This window comes from Ereboglobus sp. PH5-10, assembly GCF_029504735.1.
Lineage (GTDB): Bacteria > Verrucomicrobiota > Verrucomicrobiia > Opitutales > Opitutaceae > Ereboglobus.
In genome coordinates this window covers 356,970-380,039 of the sequence record NZ_JAQFIP010000002.1, presented here as the reverse complement: position 1 = coordinate 380,039, position 23,070 = coordinate 356,970, and the positions used below count along the sequence as shown (strand labels likewise).

The following is a 23,070-nucleotide window of genomic DNA, read 5'->3' as shown; positions in this document are numbered from 1 at the left end:
CATGATCGTAAACCTGGACAAATTCATCGAGACGGAACGTCCAAAGTGGGAGCGGCTCGACAAAATTCTGAACCGCATGGCGAACGATCCCTGGCGCAGGCCGCCGCTTGAGGAAGTGCGCGAGATGGAGCATTTATATCAAAGGGCCTCGGCGGACCTGGCGCGCCTGGCCACGTTTTCCGCGGAGCCGGAGACGCGCGCGTATCTGGAGAATCTTGTCGCGCGCGGTTACGCGGAAATCCACGGCGGCGCGGGCGGGCGCTCAGTCGAGCACTGGCGGCCCGGGAAATGGTTCGCTGTCACGCTGCCCGGTGTATTCAGGAAACGAATACGCGCGTTCTGGTTCGCGCTGGCGTTGATGCTGGGAGGCGCGGTTTTCGGGGGCTTCGCGGTGGCGCTTGATCCCGATGCCAAGCAGGTGCTGATGCCGTTTTCGCACTTGCTCGGCGATCCGGCGGAGCGCGTTGCGAAGGAGGAATCGGGCGAGGATTACAATCGGCTGGACGGCTCGAAGGGCACGTTTGCCGGTTATTTGATGACGCACAACATTCGCGTGACCTTGCTCGTGATGGCGCTCGGCATGACGTGGGGCGCGGGGACGCTGGTGCTGTTGTTCTACAATGGCGTGATTCTCGGCGCGGTGGTGGCGGACTACGTGCTCGCGGGGCAGACGACGTTCCTGTTCGGATGGCTGCTGCCGCACGGCATGATTGAAATCCCCGCGATTCTCGTGGGCGGGCAGGCCGGGTTTGTGCTGGCGGGCGCGTTGATTGGGCGCGGCCAGAGCAAGGGGCTTGCGATGCGCCTGCGGGCGGCCGCGCCGGATGTGGTGACGTTGTGCGCGGGCGCGGCGTTGATGCTCGTGTGGGCGGGCGTTGTGGAGGCGTTCATTTCGCAATACCACGCGCCGGTGCTGCCGTATTGGGTCAAGATCGGCCTTGGTGTGATCGAAGGCGCGGTGCTGTTGTGGTATTTGGGGTTTTGCGGACGCAAAAAAGAGGGGGAGGAAAATTCATGAACGGCGTGAAAGGTATTGAAAGGCTGGATACAATCCGCGTGCGCACTCCGGAGTGCGCGGTATTTTCGCACCGGCTGGCGAGTCCGGTGCCGCGGATGCTCGCGCTGCTGGCCGACTGGATGATTGTGAGCGCGGGGTGGGGGATTGTGAGCGTGGCGATCAGCCTGCTGGCGATCGTGAGCGTGGACGCGATGCGCGCGGTGAGCGTGATCGGGTATTTTGTGGTGTCGCAGGGTTACTCGATTTTTTTCGAGTGGCGCTGGCGCGGCCTTACGCCGGGCAAGCGGATGCTGCGGTTGCGCGTGATCGACGAGCGAGGCTTGCGGCTGTCCCTGTGGCAGGTGGTGCTGCGCAATTTGCTGCGGGCGATTGACGCGCTTCCGCTTGGTTATTTCGCGGGCGGCGCGACGGCGTTGTTGAGCCGGCGCTGCCAGCGGCTCGGTGACCTGGCGGCGGGAACGCTTGTGATTTGGGAGGCCCCTGAGCCGGCGCCCGATCCGGCGTTGCTGGGGAGTGAAAAATACAACACGCTGCGCGGCCACGCGCCGGTGGTGGCGCGTTTGCGGCAGGCGGTTTCCCCGGAGGAGGCGCGCGTGGCGTGGCTGGCGCTGGCCCGGCGCGACATGCTTGATGACGCGGCGCGCGCGGAGTTGTTTGCCGATCTCGCGGAGCATTTCAAATCGCTGACGGCTTTTCCCGAGAGTGTGACCGACGGTGTGAGCAACGAGCAGTTCGTGCGCAACGTGGTGGATGTGCTGTTTGTGGAAAGGCACTTATCCACGGAGGCGCGGTGAGCCTGCCGCCGGGCTTGGCGGCGGTCAAAATTTCAGATGCTTCACCGTTAATCCCCGGTTGATGAGCTGGTTTAATGAATCAATGCCGATTCGGATGTGCGGCTCGACATGGTCGGCGTCAACGCGCCGGTCGCTTTCCGTGGTTTTCACGCCTTCGGGCGTCATCGGATGGTCGCTCACGAGTAGGAGCGCGCCGGTGGGAATGTCGTTGAAAAAGCCGACGGTGAAGATCGTCGCCGTTTCCATGTCCACGCACATGACGCGGATTTTTTGCAGGTATTTTTTAAAGTCATCGTCGTGTTCCCAGACGCGGCGGTTGGTCGTGTAAACAGTGCCCGTCCAGTAATCCCGCGCGTAATCGCGGATCGTGGTGGAGATGGCTTTTTGCAGCGCGAAGGCGGGCAGGGCGGGAACCTCGGGCGGGAAGTAGTCGTTGCTCGTGCCCTCGCCGCGGACGGCCGCGATGGGCAGAATGAGCTGGCCGACTTCGGCGCGGTGTTTCACGCCGCCGCATTTGCCGAGGAAGAGCACCGCCTTGGGCCGGATGGCGCCGAGCAGATCCATGATTGTCGCTGCGGTGGCGCTGCCCATGCCGAAGTTGATCATCGTGATGCGCCCGGCGGTGGCGCTGGACATGGGTTTGTCGAGCCCGCGCACGGGGACGCCGTGCCATTCGGCAAAGAGCTGCACGTAACGCTGAAAGTTCGTGAGCAGGATGTGGTCTCCGAATTCGTTGAGCGGCACGCCCGTGTAGCGCGGCAGCCAGTTTTCGACTATGTCTTGGCGTGTTTTCATAATGTGAGGGGCGACGGAGCAAAACTGTTGCTGTCGCGGCGCAGCATGGAGGCGGTGGGCATGGTTGGAAAGGATGAAAGCGCGGCATTTGGCGCGTCCAAACGCGGAGGAAGTTGGCGCCAATAAGAATTGCGTTTTGGCGTTGCTGGAAATGGAGTTGTGCATTCTTTTAAAATCCATCGCCTCGACCTCCATCCATCACTGAACCAAACCCATCCACCATCATGGCCAGAAAAAAGAAGAACCCCGTTACCTCCCCCCTCACATTTGATTTGCCGGTGTCGCTGATTGCAAAAATTGACGCCACTCAGAAAAAACACGGATTCCGCTTCACAAGCGAATTGGTGCGCGAGGCGGTCGCGAGTTTTGACATTGAGCGTTGTGTTTCCGCCGGCGAGCCGCACAGGCAGATTTCCGTCCGTTTGCCCGCCGAGATGAAGGCCAAACTCACCAAGGCGGCCAAAAAGAAAAAGGTCAGCATCGGCGAAATTTTGCGCGTTGCGCTCGAATCCTACGCGCCCAAGGCCGCGGCCAAAAAAGGCCGGCGCGGTTAGGCTTTTTCGGCATAAATTGTCGCAAGGAAATGCCTTTGGGGAGGGGCGAATCCTCCGGGCAAGCCGTTAATGTTGCGGCTCACCCGGAGGGTTCGCCCCTACCGATAAAAATTTTTCCGCGCCACTGTCACGCGAACGGTTTTCTCACTCCCAGCGCGTGTAAATGCGCGCGGTTTCCTTGCCGTCGTTTTCGCGGGTGAGGATGTGCCAGAGGGCTTTGCCGTTTTCGACGGGCTGTTCATGGACGGACATGGTGAGCTTGTCCTTTGCGAAGCACTCGTTCTTGAAGGTGATCACCAATTCCTTGAGCGCGCGGCTGGAGGCGATTTCCGGCGGCGCGCTTTCGAGCGCCCATGCGGTGAAGTGGGTGTTGTTCACGTGGGCGTTGCTGTCGATGTCCTCGTTGCGCACGATGATTGGAAGTGTCGCCGCCGGTTGGACTCCGCTGAAATCGGGCATCTTGGGATTGTTTTCCTCAACGACGAACTCCGGGGTTGGCGGGTTCATGTCGATGAGCATTTGCGGTGTGCGCGCGATTCGGCGCGTGGAGATGTCTATCAACAGCCACCACGTTGACCCCTTCAAAACGGTTTCTCCTTTTCCGTTGGTTATGTAAAATTCCCTCCGGCTCATGAGCCGCTCGGAGCGGCTGTGCCATGTGTGCACGGTGAAAGTGTCGCCGCCCGCGGCCCTGGCGGGGCATAGCGGGGTGAGTTGCATGCGCGTGAGCACCCATGTCAGCCCGGCGGCGTCCCCCAGGTCTTCGCTGCCAAAGGCGAGTGTGTGCGCGTCGATGCCGGCGGCGTCCTGAAAATAATCGCAGAGCTTGTGCAGCGGGATGGCGCCATCGGGGGCAAGTTCGTAGTAACGGACGCGGAATTCTTCGTGTGTCATGAATGCGGTGATTTTATTTGTGGATCAAAAGTTCAGGTCAATGCCGAGATGCGTCGCGAGCGCGTGTTTTCGAATGCCGTAGAAACGGGCGAATGCGCGCGCGTTTTCCAGCGCGGTTTCGTCGCCCGGCGCGCGCGTCTTAATCGCGGCAATCATGAGGTTTTTCGCGGTGTGCTCGGTCGAGATGAACTCGAACACCTTTGCGCGGTAGCCGGCGTATTCGAGGAGTTGCGCGCGCAGGGCGTCGGTGACAAACTCGGCCTGCCGCTCCTGAAAAATACCGTGGCGCAGCGCCCCGGCAAGGACGGGCGGCGCGGTCAGTTGCGGGCGGAGTTCCTTTTGGCAGCAGGGGGAAACGACGATCAGGCGCGCGCCGGATTGGATTCCCCTGGCAATGGCGTCGTCGGTCGCCGTGTCACAGGCATGGAGCGCGATGAGGATGTCGAGTGTGTTTTGCGGCGCGTCGTGCGCGAGTTCCGCATCCGCATCCAGTTGCGCATCAGCGATGGTTCCCTGGACAAATTTCAGATTGGAAAATCCAGTTTCCTTTGCGATGCGGTTGCAAAACGAGACGAGCTCGGGGCGGGTCTCGATGCCTTGAATGCTTGCGCGCGACCCGAGGAGCGCGGCGGTGGCGAAGGTGAGGTAACCCTTGCCACAACCCATGTCGGCAATGCGCAACGCGGAGGCGTCGTCGCGACGCGCTTCTTCACCAAGCCCCGGAATGATTGCGGGCGCTTCGATGAGAGCGGCCTCCGTTGCGAGGTGCGAAAGCAGCTCGGCGAATTTGTTTATCTGGCGAAGTTTCGCCGACATGCCCTCGCGCGGCTTTCCGTATTTGTTTGTGATGCCGAGCGCGTGCAGCCAGGGCGCGTCGAGCGGAATGGCCTGCCGTCGCGCGCGATCATGCGCGGCGGGAATGCCGCCGATGGCGGATGCCGGCGCGTTCGGAACGGCGTCTGTTTTTTTGACGCGAAGACGAGCACCCCCATTTGAATCGTGCGAGAGCTGCGCGGATTGCGCGGCGGTAAAAAGGTGCGCGTCGAGAAACTCGGCGCCGATGAGTGTTTCAAGAAGGGTGAGCGCCTCGTCCGGCTGATGGTTTTTGGTTATGTCGCGCGTGGCATGGCGATAAACGAAGCTGAGGTGCGGGCCGCCCTTGAGGGAGACCGGGCGGACAAAGACATTGCGCAACGAGGCGTCGGCGCCGCGATATTTGCCGAGCGTGAGTTTCGAAAGCGAACCGTCGGAAATGGACGCGCGCAACAGGTCGAAAAATTGTTCGCGGGCGGCTGGTTGTGACATGGGGAGTGCATTGGCACAGTGAAAAGGGAAACGCAATGCTTGACCTGAGCACGGCAATGCGCACTGTTCTGTGTTCTTGCACAGCAAACGCCCTCATCGTCTATCGGTTAGGACGGAAGATTCTCATTCTTCAAAGCGGGGTTCGATTCCCCGTGAGGGCGCCAATTTACCACCTCTCCCTATGAGGAGACTTTGAACCTGTGTGGTAGTATAGGTTTTTTGTATGAGACTGTATGAGAAAACCCCGTTCCAAACGCAGGGAGTGGCCGCGCTTGGTCAAGTCGGACAATGTTACCGTGAAGGTTTGCTGTATGGCGCACAAGACCATGAAATCCGGTTTTGTCTATCAGGTGGCATGGGCTGGTGCTGACGGAAAGCGAAAGCTCACCCAGTATGCCTACCACGCGCGCTCGCCGGTGACCGCCTCGGTCAATGTGGGGCAATTCCTCGTGCCTGCTACCGGGGCAGTTTTCAGTGCCTGCTTGCAATGGTCCCGAAGCATGGCAATTTAAAGTAAAGATAGCTCCGGGGCATTTGAACAATCCCGCAACACTCATTCGACCACCACGCAAACAACCCTCATGCATGTTCGGCCAACCAAGCCGAGGCAAGCTTCGAGGTATTAAACCCAAAGCGAATAAATATATAGAAATGAAAACTAAAATTATGTTATTGCTGACTCTTGTTTCTACATCGGCGCTTTTTGCTGGTGTGTCCGATTTTAACAAGAGTCATAAAATTTGCCTGTCGCTGGATTATTCAAAGCAGGACAATATGCTGTATGTCACGTTGTCGAATAATGGAGACAAGGCCATTGTTTTTGCTGATGGATTATTTGACAGAATAAAATATGAAACGACAGCGCTTGATATGCGCACCTACTGTGTTTATGCGGACGGCACCACAGAAGGGAATAATGTTCGAACTCTGCCCGAATATAATAAGGGTTATAGCGATAAGATAACACCCGCATTCAAAGTGAGTGTGGATGAATTTTTTCGAGATCTGACGCCAAAACAAGCAATTTCACGAGGATTTGATGGCACAGCTGTTCTCAAAGCATTCAATAGGGTCGCTGTGCCCGGAGCCAAGCCGAGAACTAAATATGTTGTCAGGGTTCACACAGAGCTTTATTTTACAGAAAAAGATGTGTTTGGCACCAATATTTATTTCGGGTCGCTGGAGTGCATTTTAGAAATCCCAGCTGATGAATTCGAATCCGTATTAAGAAGTGAACCATCCAAGCCAACCATAGCAAACAACGTGCCAGCTTCGGCTAAAGCGCAATGAAGTGAGCCAACAAGCCAACCATTAGCATTAGATGTGCCAACCGAATCGTCAGCGTATGCTATTTGAAAAAGCACAACACTCATAATATTCGGATGTGATTTTCAAATGTAGCGACGGTCGTAAATACTACCATCAATGCGCTTAAATTTGCTGTCGGAATTTTGAGAGACGTTCACTGTAAGAGAAACGATAACAATGTGGTTCCTTCCGCAGCAACGGTGCAAAGCAGGTAGTGTCCGTCAAGTTTCGCACATTTTAAAAAGCATATAGTCGGCGGAGGAAGGTTATGTGTTGTTTTGTTGTTGGTTCTTTCCTGAGGGTTGAGAGCCGCGCTGCGTGCTTTTCGATTATGTTCACGGCTTTCAGATGGCTCATGTCCATGTAACGTTTCTGGCCCCACTGGCTGCCGGCCACCTGCCTCAGCCGCGCGGCCACCAGTATCATCGCAGAGTTGCCGCCGGGAAGCGCTCCGACCGCGCGGATTCGCCTTCGTATCTCGCGCATGAGCCGTTCCAGCGGGTTGTTTGTTCGCAATGAGCGCCAGTGCTGGCCAAGGTGGGGCAATTCCTCGTGCTTGCTACCGGGTCACTTCTCAGTGCCTGCTTGCAATAGTCCCGAAGCATGGCAATTTAAAGTAAATATCCCCGGAGCAAGCTCCGGGGCATTTGAACAATCCCGCCAACACTCATTCGACCACCACGCAAACAACCCTCATGCACGTTCGACCAACCAAGCCGAAGCAAGCTTCGAGGTGTTAAACCCAAAGCGAATAAATATATAAAAATGAAAACTAAAATTATATTGTTGCTGACTCTTGTTTCTACATCGGTGCTTTTTGCTGGAGTGGCCGATTTTGATAAAAACCATAAAATCAGCCTGTCATTTGATTACTCTAAACAGGACCGTAAGTTTTATGTCACGCTGGCAAACAATGGAGATAAGGCGGTTGTTTTTACCGACGGGCTATTTGACAGAATCAAATATGAAACAACAGCGCTTAATATGCGCACCTACTGTGTTTATGCGGACGGCACCACGGAAGGGAATAATGTCCGAACTTTACCTGAATATGATGAAGGATATAGCGATAAAATACAACCTTCAATATTGGTGATGTTAGATGATGTTGCCCAAGTTTTGCAACCCAAACAAGCAATATCACGAAGCTTTAGCAGCAAGGCTGTTCTTAAGGCATTCAATAGACGTTTTGTTCCGAAGACTAAGCCAAGAGTCAAATATGTTGTCAAAGTTTATACAGGGCTTTATTCTACAGAAAAAGACGTGCTTGATACCTATATTTATTTCGGATCTCTAGTGTGCATTTTAGAAATCCCAGCTGATGAATTCGAATCCGTTTTGAAAAGTGAAAGTGAGCCATCCAAGCCAACAATAGCAAACATCATATCAACGAACGAATAAGTGTTACGTGTTGCCTGTTACGAGCCGAATTGAGGTCGCGTGCGTCAAGCAAAGCTTGGTGCCTCTTGCAAGGTGAGAGGCATTGTTGGGTAAGTGTTACGAGTCGAATTGAAATCCGAAATTTTGCCGATCTGGCGTCGCAGGGTTTTTATGATAATTCCAGCATGCTGCCGAACTAGCAATAGCCGCGCACACATCGCAAATACGACCGGCTCGGCCATCCGGCGCTTGTTTGGCGTCCCCCATTTTTGGTGCATCGCCGTGTCATGTTGCGACAGAAACGAGGTGCCACGGTGCTCGTGCATACGACGGCGGTGACCCGGTGAGCTGCTTTGCGCTGTGTGTATTACGACACGCCTGGCGCGGGATTGCCTTCCTCGCCGGCGCGCGTCAAAGGTGGGTGGACGCAAGCGCGGCGGGTTGTTTTTAGCCCAAAGCGCCCGATGAAAGCGCGTTTGAAACCACGCGCACATGCCGGGCGGATCGGCGCGGTTGTTGTCCGGCGGGTCTCGCTCACGGCAACGCAAAACGCGCGGCGCGTCCATGCGCCGCCGCAAGCGTGCCCGCAAATGATAAATACGTTTCCATCGCGAAGGGCGCGCGCAACGATTCGTCGTCGGCCTTGAGAGAAAGCCTCGCGAGCAGCCCGGCGAACAATCGCGAAAGCGTCGCCGTGTCCACGCCGTGACGCGGCACAGTCGTGGACAGATAGATTGCAAACGTGCGGCCGCATCCGCTGCGCCGCCCGCGATTGGAGCAATACACGCGCCGGCCTCGCGGCACTGATATATGCTGCCGCGTTCACGTCACAATGTCATCGCCCTTGCGACGCCACTTCGGCTCATTCACGCCACCTCTTGCGATGCCAATGTGGCGCGTAACAATTACCCCCGTCAAGGGATGCGGGGAGCTTGGGAGTTACTCAATGCCCCGTTGCTGCATGAAATTCGCCAACCGGCTTTTTCGTTTTCACGGAAACGGTTGGCATTGCTTTGAAACGCAACATGTTGTGATTTTTTTCGTTTCTAACATTGCCTTTTGCTAAATGGCGCAACACGTTGCGTTCCTTAATGCCGCAATGAGTAGCTTCGATCCAAACAACCCATCCGATTCCGACGACGACGATGTCGGCGGCGTGGCTTGGAATGAGTTCGACTGGGAGCATTACCTGCGCGAACAGGACGACACGATTCATCGCTATATCGGCTTTTACGAGTTGCTGCTTCGCGATGAGAACCGGCTCGAAAAAGCAGCCGCGCACATGGGCTGGCGGCTTAGCTCAAACGAGGAGGATGATGACGATGACGACGACGAGGACGATGACCAGGGGCCCTACACTGTTCACAAAAATTACATTTACGTGGCGCTCAGGGCCATCCACCTGAAGCTCTCGCGCGAATGGGAGCGCATCGCCGCGAACCCGGCGTCCGTGCCCCAGCCGCTCGCCGTCGCATTCGCGGCCGCGTTGCATCGCGGCGAATCGCATGCCGTGCTCGCCGTGCACGCGCTGGACTTCGGGGATTTCGCCATGGCGGTCAGCTTGTTCAAACGGATGTTTGGCGAAATAAACAGAGCCATCGCCATCCTCGACGAAAAGGCGGCCAGGCATTCGTCCGCGCTGGCCAAGTATCGCGCCGAGGCGTTGTGCATGCTTTTTGATCTGCGCGAGATATCACTCCGCATGATGGAGGACTGCCGCGAGGCCATAGAGTTGCCCGCCGAGGACGACTTTGATTGAGCCTGTCCGGCTGCCCCTCCTCGCGCCCCGCCGCATTTTCCTGCACACTGAATCGCGAAATCCATTTTCCTCCAATAGAAAATACCAACCATGAGCACGACACCAACCAACCTTCTCGACAACTCAATCGCCGCAACCGCGCGTTGCATCGAATCGCTCAAGGAAATCCGCGCCGAAATCGACCGCGCGGCGGAGCTGATTCTCAAGACCGTGCGCTCGGGCAACAAACTGCTCATTTGCGGCAACGGCGGCAGCGCGGCGGAGGCGCAGCATTTCTCAACGGAACTCGTCGGACGCTATTTCAAGAACAGGCGCTCGCTCCCGTCCGTCGCGTTGAATGCGGACGGTTCGCTGATCACCTGCATCGGCAACGATTACGGGTTTGACGCCGCGTTCTCGCGCCAAATCGAGGGGCTCGCGAAACCGGGCGATGTCGTGATTGGGATCACCTCGAGCGGCAACTCCGCCAACATCCTCGCCGCCCTCGAAACGGCCAAAAAGCTCGGCCTCGAAAGCATCAGCTTCCTAGGCAGGGGCGGCGGCAAGGCCAGGGGAATGGCGACGGTCGACCTGATCATCCCCGGCGACTCGGGACGATGCGCGCAGGAGGCGCACCTGTTCCTCGTTCACCATTTCTGCGACCTGATCGACGCGGCGGTCGAGTAACGCTGATCCAAAATTTTTCCAAAGGGCGCGCCGCGCCCTTCGATTTGCATTTCTGTTTATTTTGCATGGCTTACGATTGGTTAAAAGGAGTCGCTGATGAATATGACGTCATTGTTATCGGCAGCGGTTTGGGTGGCTTGACCGGGGCAAACGTCCTCGCGAAGGCCGGCCATCGCGTGCTCCTGCTCGAACACCATTACCAATTCGGCGGGCTCGCCACCTGGTTCACGCGCAAGGGCGGGCACATTTTCGACATCTCGCTCCACGGCTTCCCCTCCGGCATGATCAAATCCTGCCGCCGCTACTGGACGCGGGAAATCGCCGACTCCATCGAGCAACTCAAGGACGTGCGCTTCGTGAATCCGCAAATGGACGTGTGGACGACATTCACCCGCGAGGACTACACGCGCGTGCTCGTCGAGCAGTTCAAGCTCCCGCGCGCCCAGGTGGAGGCGTTCTACGACCACCTGCGCGCGATGAATTACTACGACAACAACACCGAGACGACCGGCCAAATGTTCGAGCGCTTCTTCCCAGGCCGCCCCGATGTGCACCGCCTTCTCATGGAGCCGATCTCCTACGCCAACGGCTCCAACTTCGACGACCCCGCGATCACTTACGGCATCGTTTTTTCGAATTTCATGGGCGCGGGCGTGTTCACCTTTCGAGGCGGCTCCGACGTGCTCATCGAAAAAATGTGCGCAGAACTCCGCAAAAACGGAGTCGAGCTGCGCAAAAAAGTTCTCGTCGAAAAAATCCTCGTCGAGGAAACAACCGGCGCGGACGGCGTGACGCGCAAAACCGCCCGCGGCATCGTCGCCTCCAGCGGCCGCGTCATCCGCGCCAAGGCAGTCCTCTCCAACGCCAACATCCACAACACCATCTTCAAGCTCGCGGGCGCGGAAAACTTCCCCGCCGATTTTGTCGCGCAGGCTCGCGCCGTGCGCATCAACACGAGCTCGTGCCAGGTGTATCTCGGCATTCGCAAGGGCGAAACGATTCCGCGCATCGGCGACCTTATCTTCACGTCCGACGAGCCCGAATACGACAGCGCCGCGCTCACCGACCTGCGCACGACCAGCCGCACCTTTTCCGTCTATTATCCCGAAACGCGCCCCCATGCGCCCGAGCCCCGCCACACCGTCGTCGCCTCGCTCAACGGCCGCTATCCCGACTGGGAAAAAATGGACGACGCCACTTACGAGGAAAACAAAACGCGCCTCATCGACGAGGCCGTCACCGCGCTCGAACGCTTCATCCCCGGCGTGCGCGAAAAGATCGACTGGACCGAGGCCGCCACGCCGCGCACGGTCGAGCGCTACACGCGGCATTACCAGGGCGCGTCGTTCGGCACGAAATTCGAGGGGCTGCCCGTGTCGATGAATCTCGGCGAAAAACTCCCCGGCCTTTATCACGCCGGCAGCGTTGGCATCATCATGTCCGGCTGGCTCGGCACGATCAACTACGGCGTGATCACCGCCAATAAAATCGACAGCTACCTGCACGGGTTGAAAAAATAGGCGAGGCAAACGCGCAACCGCGGGTTTGGTGCTCGCGCATCGCGCCGTCACCGCATGGGGGCGGGGCAGGGGAGCCGCCCGCTTGGAAAAATAAAAAAAACATTTTGCCATAATTTTGACAACAGCGTGATTGCGCGCGGGTTGCGCGGCGCGGCACCATGCCTTTTTCATGCGCCGCAAAAAACAGCCGCTTGACACTAAAACCAAAAATTGCAACGTGCGTTTCAAACAACCGTTTCAAATGACCGATAGAAACAAAAACCACGCAGCCGAGGCCGAGCGCGACACCAAGTCGCGCATTCTCGACGTCGCCGAGCGCATGATCGCGGGGCGCGGGGTCCAGCAGGTTTCCATTCGCGAGATCACCCAGGAGGCGGGGGTCAACCTCGCCGCGATCAATTACCACTTCGGCTCCAAGGAACGGCTCATCGCCGAGGTGCTCGCGCACCGCATCACCGCCCTCAACGACGAGCGCATGGCGCTGCTCAAGGAGGTGGAAGCCGCGGCGGGCGACCGCGCGCCGACGGTCGAGGCGATCCTTGAGGCCGCGATCCGTCCGCTGCTGCACACCGACCAGGACGAGCGCAACAAATACGCGCACACCGCCAAGATGATCAGCCGCTTTTTTCTCGATCCCGACGACGAGATCACCTCGTTCCTCACGCCGTTTATCCTTCCGTTCAAGGATCGCATTTTGAAAATGCTCGCCCGCGCGCTGCCCGACATGAACAAGGATGAGCTGGAATGGCGCACCGTCCAGGTGTTCGCCATACTGCACCACCACATGCTTTTCGCCGACCTGCGCTGCCACAAGCTCGGCAAAAACCTCAGCGTGAAAAAGGAGCTGCGCCGCCTGCTGACGTTCTGCTCGGCGGGCATGAGGGCGTCGCTTGACGGCGCGTGCGCGCATTAGGCGGACGCTTGTTTCAAACGCCGTTTATGCGCCAAGCGCGACCGTCCGGCACCCACGTTGACCATCCATGTTTTTTTTACTGCGAAACGGAACATCTCCCACCAAAAAACCAACAAACATCCACTTTTAATCCTACAATGAAGCCTAGCAAAAACTCCCGAGACGGACGCTCCGTTTCCCGTGTCATCCTTCCGCTCCTTGCGACGCTCGTCGCCACGGCATTCGCCGCGGGTTGCTCAAAGAAAGCCCAGCAGGGCGGACATCAGATGGCCGCCTTGGAAGTCGGCGTTTACACAGTCAAGGCGGAGCCGGTCACGCTCACGCGCAAACTGCCCGGCCGCACGTCCGCCTACCGCGTCGCCGAGGTGCGCGCCCGCGTCAATGGCATCGTGCAAAAGCGCCTCTTCAACGAGGGCTCCGAGGTCAAGGAGGGCCAGCAACTCTACCAGATCGACGACGCGCCCTACGTGGCCACGCTCGAAAGCGCCAAGGCGACTCTCGCCCGCGCGCAGGCCAGCCTCGTTTCCTCGCAGGCGATGGCAGATCGCTACTCGGAGCTGATCAAGACCAACTCGGTCAGCAAGCAGGACTACGACAACGTCGTCGCGCAGGCCAAGGCCGCCGTCGCCGACGTCAAGGCCGCCGAGGCCGCGGTCACAAACGCCGAGATCAATCTTTCCTACACGAAAGTGTATTCGCCGATCACCGGCCGCATCGGAAAATCCGAGGTCACCGAGGGCGCCTATGTGCAGGCGGCCACGGCCACGCTTCTGGCGACCGTGCAGCAGCTCGACCCGATCTACGTGGACATCACCCAGCCGGCGGGCCAGGCGCTCCAGCTTGAGGAATATCGCGAGGCGGGCCTCCTCCAGGCTCCGAAAGAGGGCTTCGACAAGGCGATCCTCCACATGTTCACCGGAAAGCAATACGGCAAGACCGGCAAAATCCAGTTCGCCGACATTTCCGTGAACCCCTCGACATCGTCGATCATGATGCGCGCTGAATTTGCCAACACCACCAAGGGCGGCGTGCCCGAGTTGCTGCCGGGCCTGTTTGTCCACGTTGAGATCGTCGAGGGCGTCGCGCCCCAGGCGATCCTCGTTCCCCAGCAAGGCGTCTCGCGCAACACCAAGGGGCAGCCCATCGCCTACGTCGTCGCCAAGGGCAAGGACGGCGGCGACACCGTCGAGCTGCGCGTCCTCAAGGCCGACCGCACCATCGGCGCCAAGTGGCTCATCACCGATGGCATCAAGGCCGGCGAGCAAGTCGTCGTCGAGGGGCTCCAATACATCCGCCAGCCCGGCATTCCGGTCAAGCCCAGGCCCGCCGGCCAGACGCCCGGCTCCATGCCCATCGAATAATCACCGCGCGAGCGCGCAGCAATTCACACCGTTTTCCAAACCTCCGAGGAGGATTCTCTCATGGCCAAATTTTTTATCGACCGCCCCGTGTTCGCATGGGTTATCGCTATCTTCATGATGCTGGCGGGCCTGTTGTCCATCAACACGCTTTCCGTCTCGCAATATCCCGACGTCTCGCCGCCCGCGATCTCGATCAGCGCGATGTATCCCGGCGCCTCCGCAAAAACCGTGCAGGACAGCGTCGCCCAGATCATCGAGCAACAGATGACCGGCATCGACAACATGCGCTACATGGAATCGACGAGCAACAGCGACGGCTCGCTCTCGATGACCATCACCTTCGAGGTCGGCACCGACCCCGACATCGCGCAAATGCAGGTGCAAAACAAAATGCAACTCGCCCTCCCGCTCCTGCCCGACGAAGTGCAGGACCAGGGCGTGACCGTGCAAAAAGCCACGCGCAACTTCCTCATGATGGTGTCCTTCTACTCGACGGACAACTCCATGTCGGACGCCGACATCGCCGACTATGTCGAGACGCAGGTGCGCGACCCGCTCAGCCGCGTGGCCGGCGTCGGCGACGTGCAATTCTTCGGCGCCAAGTATGCCATGCGCATCTGGGTCAACCCGCACGCCCTCACCAATTACAACATGAGCATCTCCGAGGTGCTCGCCGCCATCTCCGCGCAAAACGCCCAGGTCTCCGTCGGCGAGCTCAGCGGCACGCCCTCGCCCAAGGGCCAGCGCCTCACCGCCACCATCACCGCGCAGACCTACCTCACCACCGCCGAGCAATTTGAAAACATCATGGTGCGCGTCAACCCCGACGGCTCGCAAGTGCTCCTCAAGGACGTCGCCCGCATTGAGAAGGACAAGCAAAGCTACTACTTCGAGGCGCGCTACAAGGGCCAGCCCTCCGCCGGTTGCGGCATCAAGCTCGCCTCCGGCGCGAACGCGCTCGCCACCTCCGACCGCATCCACGCCGAGGTCGAGAACCTCTCCAAGTTTTTCCCGCCCAGCCTCGCCGCCATCTACCCGATGGACACCGCGCCCTTCGTGCGCATCTCGATCGAGGAGGTTGTCAAGACTCTGCTCGAGGCGATCGTGCTCGTGTTCCTCGTCATGTTCCTCTTCCTGCAAAACATCCGCGCCACGATCATCCCCACGATCGCCGTGCCCGTGGTTTTGCTCGGCACCTTCGCCGTGCTCGCGGCCTTCGGGTTCACCATCAACACGCTCACCATGTTCGGCCTCGTGCTCGCCATCGGCCTGCTGGTTGACGACGCCATCGTCGTCGTCGAAAACGTCGAGCGCGTCATGTCCGAGGAAGGCTTGTCGCCGAAGGAGGCGACGAAAAAATCAATGGGCCAGATCACCGGCGCGCTCGTCGGCATCGCCATGGTGCTCGCCGCGGTGTTCACCCCGATGGCGTTCTTCGGCGGATCGACCGGCGTCATTTACCGGCAGTTCTCGATCACCATCGCCTCGGCCATGATCCTCTCGGTGGTCATCGCCATCGTGCTCACGCCCGCCCTCTGCGCCACCATGCTCAAGCCCCTCAAGCCCGGCGCCCACGGCGAAAAGAAACGCGGCTTCTTCGGCTGGTTCAACAAAGTCTTCGACCGCAGCACCAACGGCTACGAACGCAGCGTCGCGGGCTTGGTCAAGCGCCCCCTGCGCGTCATGCTCATCTATGTCGGCATCACCGTCGCCATGGGACTCATCTTCGTGCGCCTCCCGAAATCATTCCTTCCCTCGGAAGACCAGGGTTACGCCGTCATGCAGGCCATCCTGCCCCCCGGCTCCACCCAGGAGCAGACCGTCAACGTGCTCAAGGAGGTGGAACGCTACTTCCTCGAGGAGGAAAAGGACGCCGTCGAAACCATCTTCACCATTTGCGGATTCAGCTTCGGCGGCCGCGGCCAGAACGCCTCCCTCGGCTTCATCAAACTGTATGACTGGGACGAGCGCCTGGACAGCAGCTTCACCGCCAAGGTGCGCAAACTATTCGGCCTGAAGAGCGACAAAAAGGACAACAGCGTTGACGCCGTCGTCGGACGCGCCATGGCGCACTTCAGCAAGATAAAAGTCGCGCTCACCTTCGCCTTCACGCCCCCCGCCATCGCCGAGCTCGGCATTGCCGGCGGCTTCGAAATGCGCCTCCTCGACCGCGAGGGCATGGGGCACGACGCGCTCACCGCCGCGCGCCAGCAACTCATCTACTCCGCGAACATGGACCCGGCCTACAACCAAAACCTCGTCGCGGTGCGCCTCAACGGCATGGACGACACCCCGCAATTCCACCTCAATATTGACCTCGAAAAAGTCAGCGCCCTCGGCCTCTCCATCGCCGAGGTGAACCAGACCCTCTCCATCGGCTGGGCCTCGCGCTACATCGGCGACTTCATTGACCGCGGACGCGTCAAGAGAATCTACATCCAGGGCGACGCCCCATACCGCATGATGCCCGAGGACATCGGCCTCTGGTATGCGCGCAACAACAAGGGTGAAATGGTGCCCTTCTCGGACTTCACCACCACCCACTGGGAATACGGCTCCACCGCGCTCGACCGCTTCAACGGCTTCCCCTCCGTCACCATCCAGGGCAGTGAATTCCCCGGCAAAAGCACCGGCCTCGCCATGGACACCATGGAGCAAATCGTGGCCGAAAAACTTCCCGCCGGCGTCAGCGTCGCCTGGAGCGGCCTCTCCTACGAGGAAAAGCAGTCCGGCGCGCAAGCCGGCCCCCTCTACGCCATCTCGCTCATCGTCGTGTTCCTCTGCCTTGCCGCGCTCTACGAAAGCTGGACGGTGCCCATCTCCGTCATCCTCGTCGTGCCGCTCGGCCTCATCGGCGCCGTGCTCGCCGTCTGGTCGCGCAACATGACCAACGACGTTTACTTCCAGGTCGGCATGATCACCACCGTCGGCCTCTCCTGTAAAAACGCGATTCTGATCGTCGAGTTTGCGAAGGACGGCTTCGACCGCGGCATGGGCCTGCTCGAGGCCACCGTGCACGCCGCGCGCCTCCGCCTTCGCCCGATTCTGATGACCTCGCTCGCCTTCGGCTGCGGCGTCGTCCCGCTCGCCATCTCCACCGGCGCGGGCGCCGGCTCGCAAAACGCCATCGGCACCAGCGTGCTCGGCGGCGTCATCACCGGCACCGTCCTCGCCCTCTTCTTCGTCCCGGTGCTCTTCGTCGTCGTTACGAAACTATTCCGCAGCAAACCGAACAAAATCGGATAAACGAACAAAGAATTAACCACGGAGCGCATGGGGAAACATGAATAAAAACAACGTCCGCCTCCGTGCTCCCCAGTGAACTCCGTGGTTAAAAAACAAACCAATTTTAAATTCAAAAATTTTCCAGAACTCTCAATGAAGACAAAAACTTTAACCCTTGGCGCCATCGCGCTGGTGCTCCTCGCCGGTTGCACCATGGCTCCGAAATACGAGCAACCGCCCATGCCCGTCGAGGCCGCCTACGCGGGCGCGACCGACGAACCCGCCGCGGTGAAGGACATCGCGTGGCAGGATTTCTTCGGCGATCCGCGCCTCAAGGCGATCATCAACCTCACGCTCGAAAACAACCGCGACCTGCGCGTCGCCGCTCTCCGCGTCGAACAGGCCGCCGCGCAATACCGCATCGAGCGCGCCGCGCTCCTGCCCACCGTCGCCGGCGCGGGCGGCTACACCCGCTCGCGCACGCCCGCGGAGTTCTCCATGACCAGGCAGCCCTCCACCGGCAACCAGTTCACCGTCGGCGTCGGCATCGCGTCCTACGAACTCGATTTCTTCGGACGCGTCCGCAGCCTCAAGGACGCCGCGCTTGAAAACTACCTCGCCACCGAGGAGGCGCGCCGCAGCGCCGAGATCACGCTCATCGCCGGCGTCGCCTCGCAATACCTCGCCGAGCGCGCGCTCGACGAGCAACTCGCCATCGCCGAGGACACGCTCAAAACCGTCGAAGGCTCATACGACCTCATCAAAAAAATGTATGACGGCGAAGTCGTTTCCGAACTCGACCTGAAGACCGCCGAGACGCAAGTCCACAGCACGCGCGCCAGCGTGGCCGACATCAAGCGCCAGCTCGCGCAAGCCCGCAACGCGCTCGTGCTCCTCGTCGGCGCGCCGCTCCCCGCCGACCTCCCCGCGCCGCTCCCGCTCGGACGGCAGGGCATCATCGCCGAGCTTCCCGCCGGCGTGCCCTCCGACCTGCTCACGCGCCGCCCCGACATCCTCCAGGCCGAGCACACGCTCCGCGGCGCCAACGCCAGCATCGGCGCCGCGCGCGCCGCGTTCTTCCCCTCGATCTCGCTCACCGGCAACGGCGGCTTCGGCAGCGTCGAACTCGACAACCTCTTCAAAAGCGACTCCTTCATGTGGAGCTTCGCGCCGAGCATAAACGTGCCCATCTTCACCGGCGGACGCCTCAAGGCCAACCTCGCCGTCACCGAGGCCAACCAGAAAATCATGCTCGCGCAGTATGAAAAAACGATCCAGACGGCCTTCAAGGAAGTGTCCGACGCGCTCGTGGCGCGCACGACCTACGTCGATCAGATCAAGGCGCAGGAACTCCGCGTCGCCTCGGAGCAACGCCGCTACGACCTTTCCGACACCCGCTACAAGCAGGGCGTTGACAGCTACCTCACCGTGCTGACCGCGCAGCAAGGCCTCTTCTCCGCGCAGCAAGGCCTCGTGCAGGCCCGCCTCGCGCAACTGGCCAACTACGTCACGCTCTACAAATCCCTCGGCGGCGGCTGGGTCCAGGAGCAGCAACAACAATAACAATTAACAATTTTTTGAGTTTTCGTTTTCGGATTCGGGGCGTATAAAACGCTTGCGGAAATCCCACGGCGCGGAAGCGCCCTCTACGAGTCCGCGAGTGGTCTGACATCGAAAATCGAAAATCCAAAATCGAAAATTCCCACATGAGCACAAATCTACAAAACACATTGCGAATGCTGCGCGAGTGCCAGTCGCGCTCCGCGCGCGAGCAGCAGATACTCTCGGGCCGCGATTGGTTGTTCGCCACCGCCCTTGTGCAGTTTATCTCGGCGCTGTTTCCCATTTACCGGTGCATCAACTACGCCATGGCCATAACGGACATCAATCCGGCCGTGGAAAAAGACCTCGGCATGGCCATCGGCATGGTTGTCGTCGGCACGGTGCTCGCGATCCTGTGGGGATGGGGCAAATACGCGCCGTTCCGCGCCTCCGTTACCGCGCTTGTGTTTTATGTGACCCTCCAGGTGCTCATCGGCATCTTTTATCCGCTGCACATGTTCGACGGCATCGTGCCCAAGGTCCTCATCATGCTCGGCCTGATAATCGCCGTGCGCACGGGCTACCGCCGCCGCCACTCGGGTTGAGCAAGAAAGCGCCGAAACACAAACACCGAAACCGCCATGAACACCAAAGACTCTGACATTCTTTACACTGAAACGCCCGACCGCACACCCGACGCGGGCCCGACCCGGCGCGGCGGCACCGCCGTGTGGTTCTGGACCATCGTGGCCGGCCTCGCCGCCATCGTCCTCACGGTTGCGGGCATGCAAGTGGAGGGCTGCAAACCCTGGGCCTGGATGCCCGCGGTGGCGCTGGGCGCGCCCTGCGTCTACGGCATCTGGTGCATTTACCGGAGCTATCGCGACCGGGTGGACGCGCCCAAGTCGCACAACGTGCTCGCGGGCGAGCTCGGCTTCGACCTGCTCGCCACCTGCCGCGGCGTCGCCGCCACGGCGTTTTTTGTGCCCGACTCGCTGGTGCGCTCGGGCTCGACGACATTCTTTCTCTTCCTCGAAAACTACCGCTCGCGCCAAAGCGTGGTGACCGTGCGCCTCGGCCACCTTCCCGACATCGGACGCCCCGAGGCCACCTACACGAAGTTCCACCTCGCGGCGGGACAGGCCGCGGTTTACGCGATGCCCGTGCGCACGAACGCCAACATTCTCACGGGCTTTCATCGCCTTTCCGTGCAAATCACGGTCGAGAAACCCACGGGTTTCGGGCAAAAACTCTCCGGCACGCGCATGCGCATTCCCAGCATGAGAAAACTGCGCATGGCCGTGCCCTTCGAGCTCGCTGCCGGCCGCCCCGAGGAAACTAACCAGCAAGCCGAGCTTCCCAAGCCGCGCTACGTCTCGCTCGCCTCAATCAGCGAAAAAGAGCCGACCATCGAGCGCCTGCACGAACTGGTTGAAAAAGCGTGAGGGATTTTCCCTTGTTTGTTTTTCGGCGCAACGCGGACTGTGTTGCGCCATCTTTCGGCTAGCGCAGCGCGGATTTTTGCGCCACGGTGTGCGGCATGTTTAATCCTGTTGAAAAACTGAAAGAGTTCATTCGTTGCGCGAGTATTTCCACGGATTCGTCCGCCAAGGCCGGCATGGCGACGGCGCGCGATCTGGTGGTCGACCTGCTGAAATCGTCCGGCTTCAAGGTCGATGTGGTTTCGATTCCCACGGGAGTGCATCCCGTTATTTGCGCGCACCGCGGCGGCGACGAAAGCTGGCCGCACGTGATTGTTTACGGGCACTACGATGTGCAACCCGCCGATCCGCTCAACCTGTGGGAGAGTCCGGCGTTTGAGCCGGAGATTCGCGGCGGGCGCATCTACGGGCGCGGCGCAGCGGACAACAAGGGGCCGCTGCTCGTGCACATCGCGGCGATCACAAAACTGCTGGAGCGCGAGCCCAACCTGCCGCTGCAAATCACTTTTGTCATCGAGGGCGAGGAGGAAATGGGCAGCCCGAGCTTCCTGCCGTTTCTTGAGCAATACAAGGACCGCCTCGGCAAGGCCGACTGCGTGATTTTGTCCGACACGGGCAGTCCCCGCGAGGACCAGCTCGTGGTGACGTGCGGATTGCGCGGGTTGATGCTGCTCGACCTGATTGTGACGGGGCCGAAAATGGACCTCCACTCGGGGCTTCACGGCGGTGTGTTGAGAAATCCAATACAGGCGCTGACCGAGGTGTGCGCGTCGCTGCACTCGCCCGACGGACGCGTGAACGTGCCCGGCTTTTACGACGACGTGCTGCCCGTCGAGCAGTGGGAGCGCGACGAACTGACGAAGTTCGGGCAAAGCGAGGAGGAATACCGCGAGTTCCTCGGCATTCCGGCGTTTCATCCGGCGAAGGATTACACACCGTTCGAGGCCACGCGCTACGGACCCACGCTTGAGTTCAACGGCATCGGCGGCGGTTACCAGGGCGAGGGCACGAAGACGGTCATCCCGAGCAAGGCGTTTGTGAAGATTAGCTGCCGCTTGGTTTCCAACCAGGACCCGGTGAAAATCAGGGAGCTGGTTTACAACACGATCAAGGAGCGCATGCCGAAGGATGTGACGTTCGAGCTGGTCAACCAGCACGACGCGCAGGCCTATGTCGTGGTGCCGCCCGGCCGGAGCAACACGCCGAAGGACCAGTCGCCGGTGCTTGCGCGCGCGTTTCGCGCCACCGACTCGGCGGTGACCGAGGTGTTCGGCAACGCGCCGCTGTATTTGCGCGAGGGCGGCAGCGTGCCGATCATCGCGGACATCAAGCGCGTGCTCGGCCTCGACTCTATGCTGCTCGGCCTGTTTCTGCCCGAGGACAACCTGCACGCGCCGAACGAAAGCTTTCACCTCGGCGTAATGGAGAAGGGCATCCTGGCCGTGGAAAAGGTTTACGAAAAAATCGCGCGCGGATGAAACACGTTTTTCAAAAAACGTGTTTCGACGAAGGTGGCGCAGACATTCCTGTCTGTGCCGTGATTTGCGCGAACTCTCCGCACAGACAGAAATGTCTGTGCTACCTTGGCTAAACCATGCCACCTGAAACCGGTCCATCATCGCAGCCAGTTCCATCCCCGTCGCGGCACAACGCGGAGCAGGAGTTGATCGAGGACATCCTCCGCGTGATGCTCGAATGCGAATACCAAAATCACGCGCCGTCGGGCGAGCACCTGGCGGGCGTGTCGGGGATTCCGCTGCAGGATGTCTTGCGCGCGTTGGGCAAGGCGCGCGAGGCCGGGCTGGTGACGGTTTCCGAATCGGGCAACTGGACGCTTGCGCCGCAAGGGCGCGAAATTGGCCTGCTCATCATGCGCGCGCACCGGTTGACGGAAACGCGGCTTGCCCGTCAGTCGGGCGTCAAACCCGAGCGCTGGCACGAGATTGCGCACGAGGAGGAGCACCAGCTTTCGCGCGACGAGGTCAACCGCCTTTCGGACCAGCTCGACAACCCCCGCTTCGATCCGCACGGCGATCCCATACCGACCCGCGAGGGCACCTGGCCGGCGCACAAGGGGCAGTCGCTGCTCGCGTTTCGCCCGGGCGATTGCGGAGTGATCGAGCACGTCGAGGACGAACCGCCGGCCTTGTTTTCGCGACTGGTTGAGGCGGGCGTTTATGCCGGAATGCGTTTCTCCCTGTTGGAAACAAACGCCGCCGCCTGCCGGCTTTCCGTCGAGGCGCGCGAGATATTGCTTCCGTCCGAACTCGCCACAATGATTCGCGCGCGCCCGCCGGTTGCCGCGGACGAGCGCGTGCCCGAGGGCGCGCGCCGACTCTCCGATCTCACCATTGGCAAAAGCGCGGACGTGCTGCTTTTGCTGCCCGGCTGCATCGGCGTGGAGCGCTCGCGGTTGCTCGACCTCGGTTTCGTGCCCGGCAGCCGGATCGAATACGCGATGCAAAGCCCGTTTCACGGCCCGGCGGCGTTCAGTGTGCGCGGCACGTTGATCGCGCTCCGCCGCGAGCAGGCGGAGCAGGTCTTGATTTGCCCGCTGCCCGAAAACGCCCCTGCGGCGCAAAATTAGAATCATT

21 protein-coding genes, 1 tRNA gene and 1 pseudogene are annotated in these 23,070 nt (G+C 59.9%); 18 read left to right on the top strand and 5 right to left on the bottom strand.

What is annotated here, in order from left to right; genetic code table 11:
* Window position 1 precedes the first annotated feature (1 nt).
* Window positions 2-1,018: a stage II sporulation protein M gene (locus M2447_RS03405; protein WP_277509960.1), complete on the top strand. Its 1,017-nt coding sequence runs from the start codon at window positions 2-4 to the stop codon at window positions 1,016-1,018.
* Complete coding sequence (locus M2447_RS03400) at window positions 1,015-1,812, top strand: RDD family protein (RefSeq protein WP_277557402.1); 798 nt, start codon at window positions 1,015-1,017, stop codon at window positions 1,810-1,812. Before M2447_RS03405 ends, M2447_RS03400 begins: the two co-directional genes overlap by 4 nt.
* A gap of 24 nt (window positions 1,813-1,836) precedes the next feature.
* Here the strand turns inward: M2447_RS03400 and M2447_RS03395 are convergent, their stop codons facing one another.
* The gene (locus tag M2447_RS03395) at window positions 1,837-2,607 is read right to left on the bottom strand and encodes an AMP nucleosidase (RefSeq protein WP_277509958.1); all 771 of its coding nucleotides are present in this window, start codon (window positions 2,605-2,607) and stop codon (window positions 1,837-1,839) included.
* 224 nt (window positions 2,608-2,831) lie between these two features.
* Here M2447_RS03395 and M2447_RS03390 point away from each other — a divergent pair, with 224 nt between their 5' ends.
* Window positions 2,832-3,161, top strand: a complete 330-nt coding sequence (locus M2447_RS03390) for a ribbon-helix-helix protein, CopG family (RefSeq protein WP_277557401.1) — start codon at window positions 2,832-2,834, stop codon at window positions 3,159-3,161.
* Window positions 3,162-3,305: 144 nt separating this feature from the next.
* Here M2447_RS03390 and M2447_RS03385 read toward each other — a convergent pair whose 3' ends face one another.
* Together M2447_RS03385 and M2447_RS03380 are read right to left on the bottom strand one after the other, a co-directional pair.
* Window positions 3,306-4,055, bottom strand: a complete 750-nt coding sequence (locus tag M2447_RS03385; protein WP_277509955.1) for an acyl-ACP thioesterase domain-containing protein — start codon at window positions 4,053-4,055, stop codon at window positions 3,306-3,308.
* A 24-nt stretch (window positions 4,056-4,079) separates the two neighbouring features.
* Window positions 4,080-5,360, bottom strand: coding sequence for an SAM-dependent methyltransferase (locus M2447_RS03380; RefSeq protein WP_277557400.1), 1,281 nt, complete (start codon window positions 5,358-5,360; stop codon window positions 4,080-4,082).
* An 89-nt stretch (window positions 5,361-5,449) separates the two neighbouring features.
* Between M2447_RS03380 and M2447_RS03375 the strand changes: the two genes are divergently transcribed.
* The 3 genes from M2447_RS03375 to M2447_RS03365 all read left to right on the top strand — a co-directional run bounded on the left by M2447_RS03375 (window position 5,450) and on the right by M2447_RS03365 (window position 6,650).
* Window positions 5,450-5,524 (top strand) — tRNA-Glu (locus M2447_RS03375).
* Window positions 5,525-5,671: 147 nt separating this feature from the next.
* Complete coding sequence (locus M2447_RS03370) at window positions 5,672-5,872, top strand: hypothetical protein (RefSeq protein WP_277557399.1); 201 nt, start codon at window positions 5,672-5,674, stop codon at window positions 5,870-5,872.
* A 139-nt stretch (window positions 5,873-6,011) separates the two neighbouring features.
* Entirely contained in the window at window positions 6,012-6,650 is a 639-nt protein-coding gene (locus M2447_RS03365) for a hypothetical protein (RefSeq protein ID WP_277557398.1), read from the top strand.
* Window positions 6,651-7,013: 363 nt separating this feature from the next.
* Here M2447_RS03365 and M2447_RS13705 read toward each other — a convergent pair.
* Window positions 7,014-7,199, bottom strand: a pseudogene (locus M2447_RS13705) (transposase); the annotation flags it as partial.
* 234 nt (window positions 7,200-7,433) lie between these two features.
* Here M2447_RS13705 and M2447_RS03355 point away from each other — a divergent pair.
* On the top strand, window positions 7,434-8,069 hold the full coding sequence (locus tag M2447_RS03355; RefSeq protein ID WP_277557396.1) for a hypothetical protein: 636 nt from the start codon (window positions 7,434-7,436) through the stop codon (window positions 8,067-8,069).
* A gap of 513 nt (window positions 8,070-8,582) precedes the next feature.
* Here the strand turns inward: M2447_RS03355 and M2447_RS03350 are convergent.
* The gene (locus tag M2447_RS03350) at window positions 8,583-8,852 is read right to left on the bottom strand and encodes a hypothetical protein (RefSeq protein WP_277557395.1); all 270 of its coding nucleotides are present in this window, start codon (window positions 8,850-8,852) and stop codon (window positions 8,583-8,585) included.
* A 295-nt stretch (window positions 8,853-9,147) separates the two neighbouring features.
* Here M2447_RS03350 and M2447_RS03345 point away from each other — a divergent pair, with 295 nt between their 5' ends.
* The 11 genes from M2447_RS03345 to M2447_RS03295 all read left to right on the top strand — a co-directional run bounded on the left by M2447_RS03345 (window position 9,148) and on the right by M2447_RS03295 (window position 23,063).
* A complete protein-coding gene (locus M2447_RS03345; RefSeq protein WP_277557394.1) occupies window positions 9,148-9,807 on the top strand; it encodes a hypothetical protein in 660 nt (219 codons plus the stop codon).
* A 90-nt stretch (window positions 9,808-9,897) separates the two neighbouring features.
* Window positions 9,898-10,473, top strand: coding sequence for an SIS domain-containing protein (locus M2447_RS03340; RefSeq protein ID WP_277557393.1), 576 nt, complete (start codon window positions 9,898-9,900; stop codon window positions 10,471-10,473).
* A gap of 65 nt (window positions 10,474-10,538) precedes the next feature.
* Window positions 10,539-11,993 (top strand): NAD(P)/FAD-dependent oxidoreductase, encoded by a 1,455-nt coding sequence (locus tag M2447_RS03335; protein WP_277557392.1) that lies wholly within the window; start codon window positions 10,539-10,541, stop codon window positions 11,991-11,993.
* Window positions 11,994-12,234: 241 nt separating this feature from the next.
* Window positions 12,235-12,906, top strand: coding sequence for a TetR/AcrR family transcriptional regulator (locus M2447_RS03330; RefSeq protein WP_277509949.1), 672 nt, complete (start codon window positions 12,235-12,237; stop codon window positions 12,904-12,906).
* Window positions 12,907-13,043: 137 nt separating this feature from the next.
* Window positions 13,044-14,267, top strand: a complete 1,224-nt coding sequence (locus M2447_RS03325; RefSeq protein WP_277557391.1) for an efflux RND transporter periplasmic adaptor subunit — start codon at window positions 13,044-13,046, stop codon at window positions 14,265-14,267.
* Window positions 14,268-14,327: 60 nt separating this feature from the next.
* Window positions 14,328-17,513, top strand: a complete 3,186-nt coding sequence (locus M2447_RS03320; RefSeq protein WP_277557390.1) for an efflux RND transporter permease subunit — start codon at window positions 14,328-14,330, stop codon at window positions 17,511-17,513.
* Between the two features lie 132 nt (window positions 17,514-17,645).
* Window positions 17,646-19,055 carry an efflux transporter outer membrane subunit gene (locus M2447_RS03315; RefSeq protein ID WP_277557389.1) on the top strand — a complete coding sequence of 470 codons (1,410 nt, stop codon included), beginning with the start codon at window positions 17,646-17,648 and terminating at the stop codon, window positions 19,053-19,055.
* 143 nt (window positions 19,056-19,198) lie between these two features.
* The gene (locus M2447_RS03310; protein ID WP_277509942.1) at window positions 19,199-19,639 is read left to right on the top strand and encodes a hypothetical protein; all 441 of its coding nucleotides are present in this window, start codon (window positions 19,199-19,201) and stop codon (window positions 19,637-19,639) included.
* A 36-nt stretch (window positions 19,640-19,675) separates the two neighbouring features.
* Complete coding sequence (locus tag M2447_RS03305) at window positions 19,676-20,479, top strand: hypothetical protein (protein WP_277557388.1); 804 nt, start codon at window positions 19,676-19,678, stop codon at window positions 20,477-20,479.
* 95 nt (window positions 20,480-20,574) lie between these two features.
* Window positions 20,575-21,954 (top strand): M20/M25/M40 family metallo-hydrolase, encoded by a 1,380-nt coding sequence (locus tag M2447_RS03300; RefSeq protein ID WP_277557387.1) that lies wholly within the window; start codon window positions 20,575-20,577, stop codon window positions 21,952-21,954.
* Between the two features lie 116 nt (window positions 21,955-22,070).
* Window positions 22,071-23,063, top strand: a complete 993-nt coding sequence (locus M2447_RS03295) for a FeoA domain-containing protein (RefSeq protein ID WP_277557386.1) — start codon at window positions 22,071-22,073, stop codon at window positions 23,061-23,063.
* Window positions 23,064-23,070: the final 7 nt, after the last annotated feature.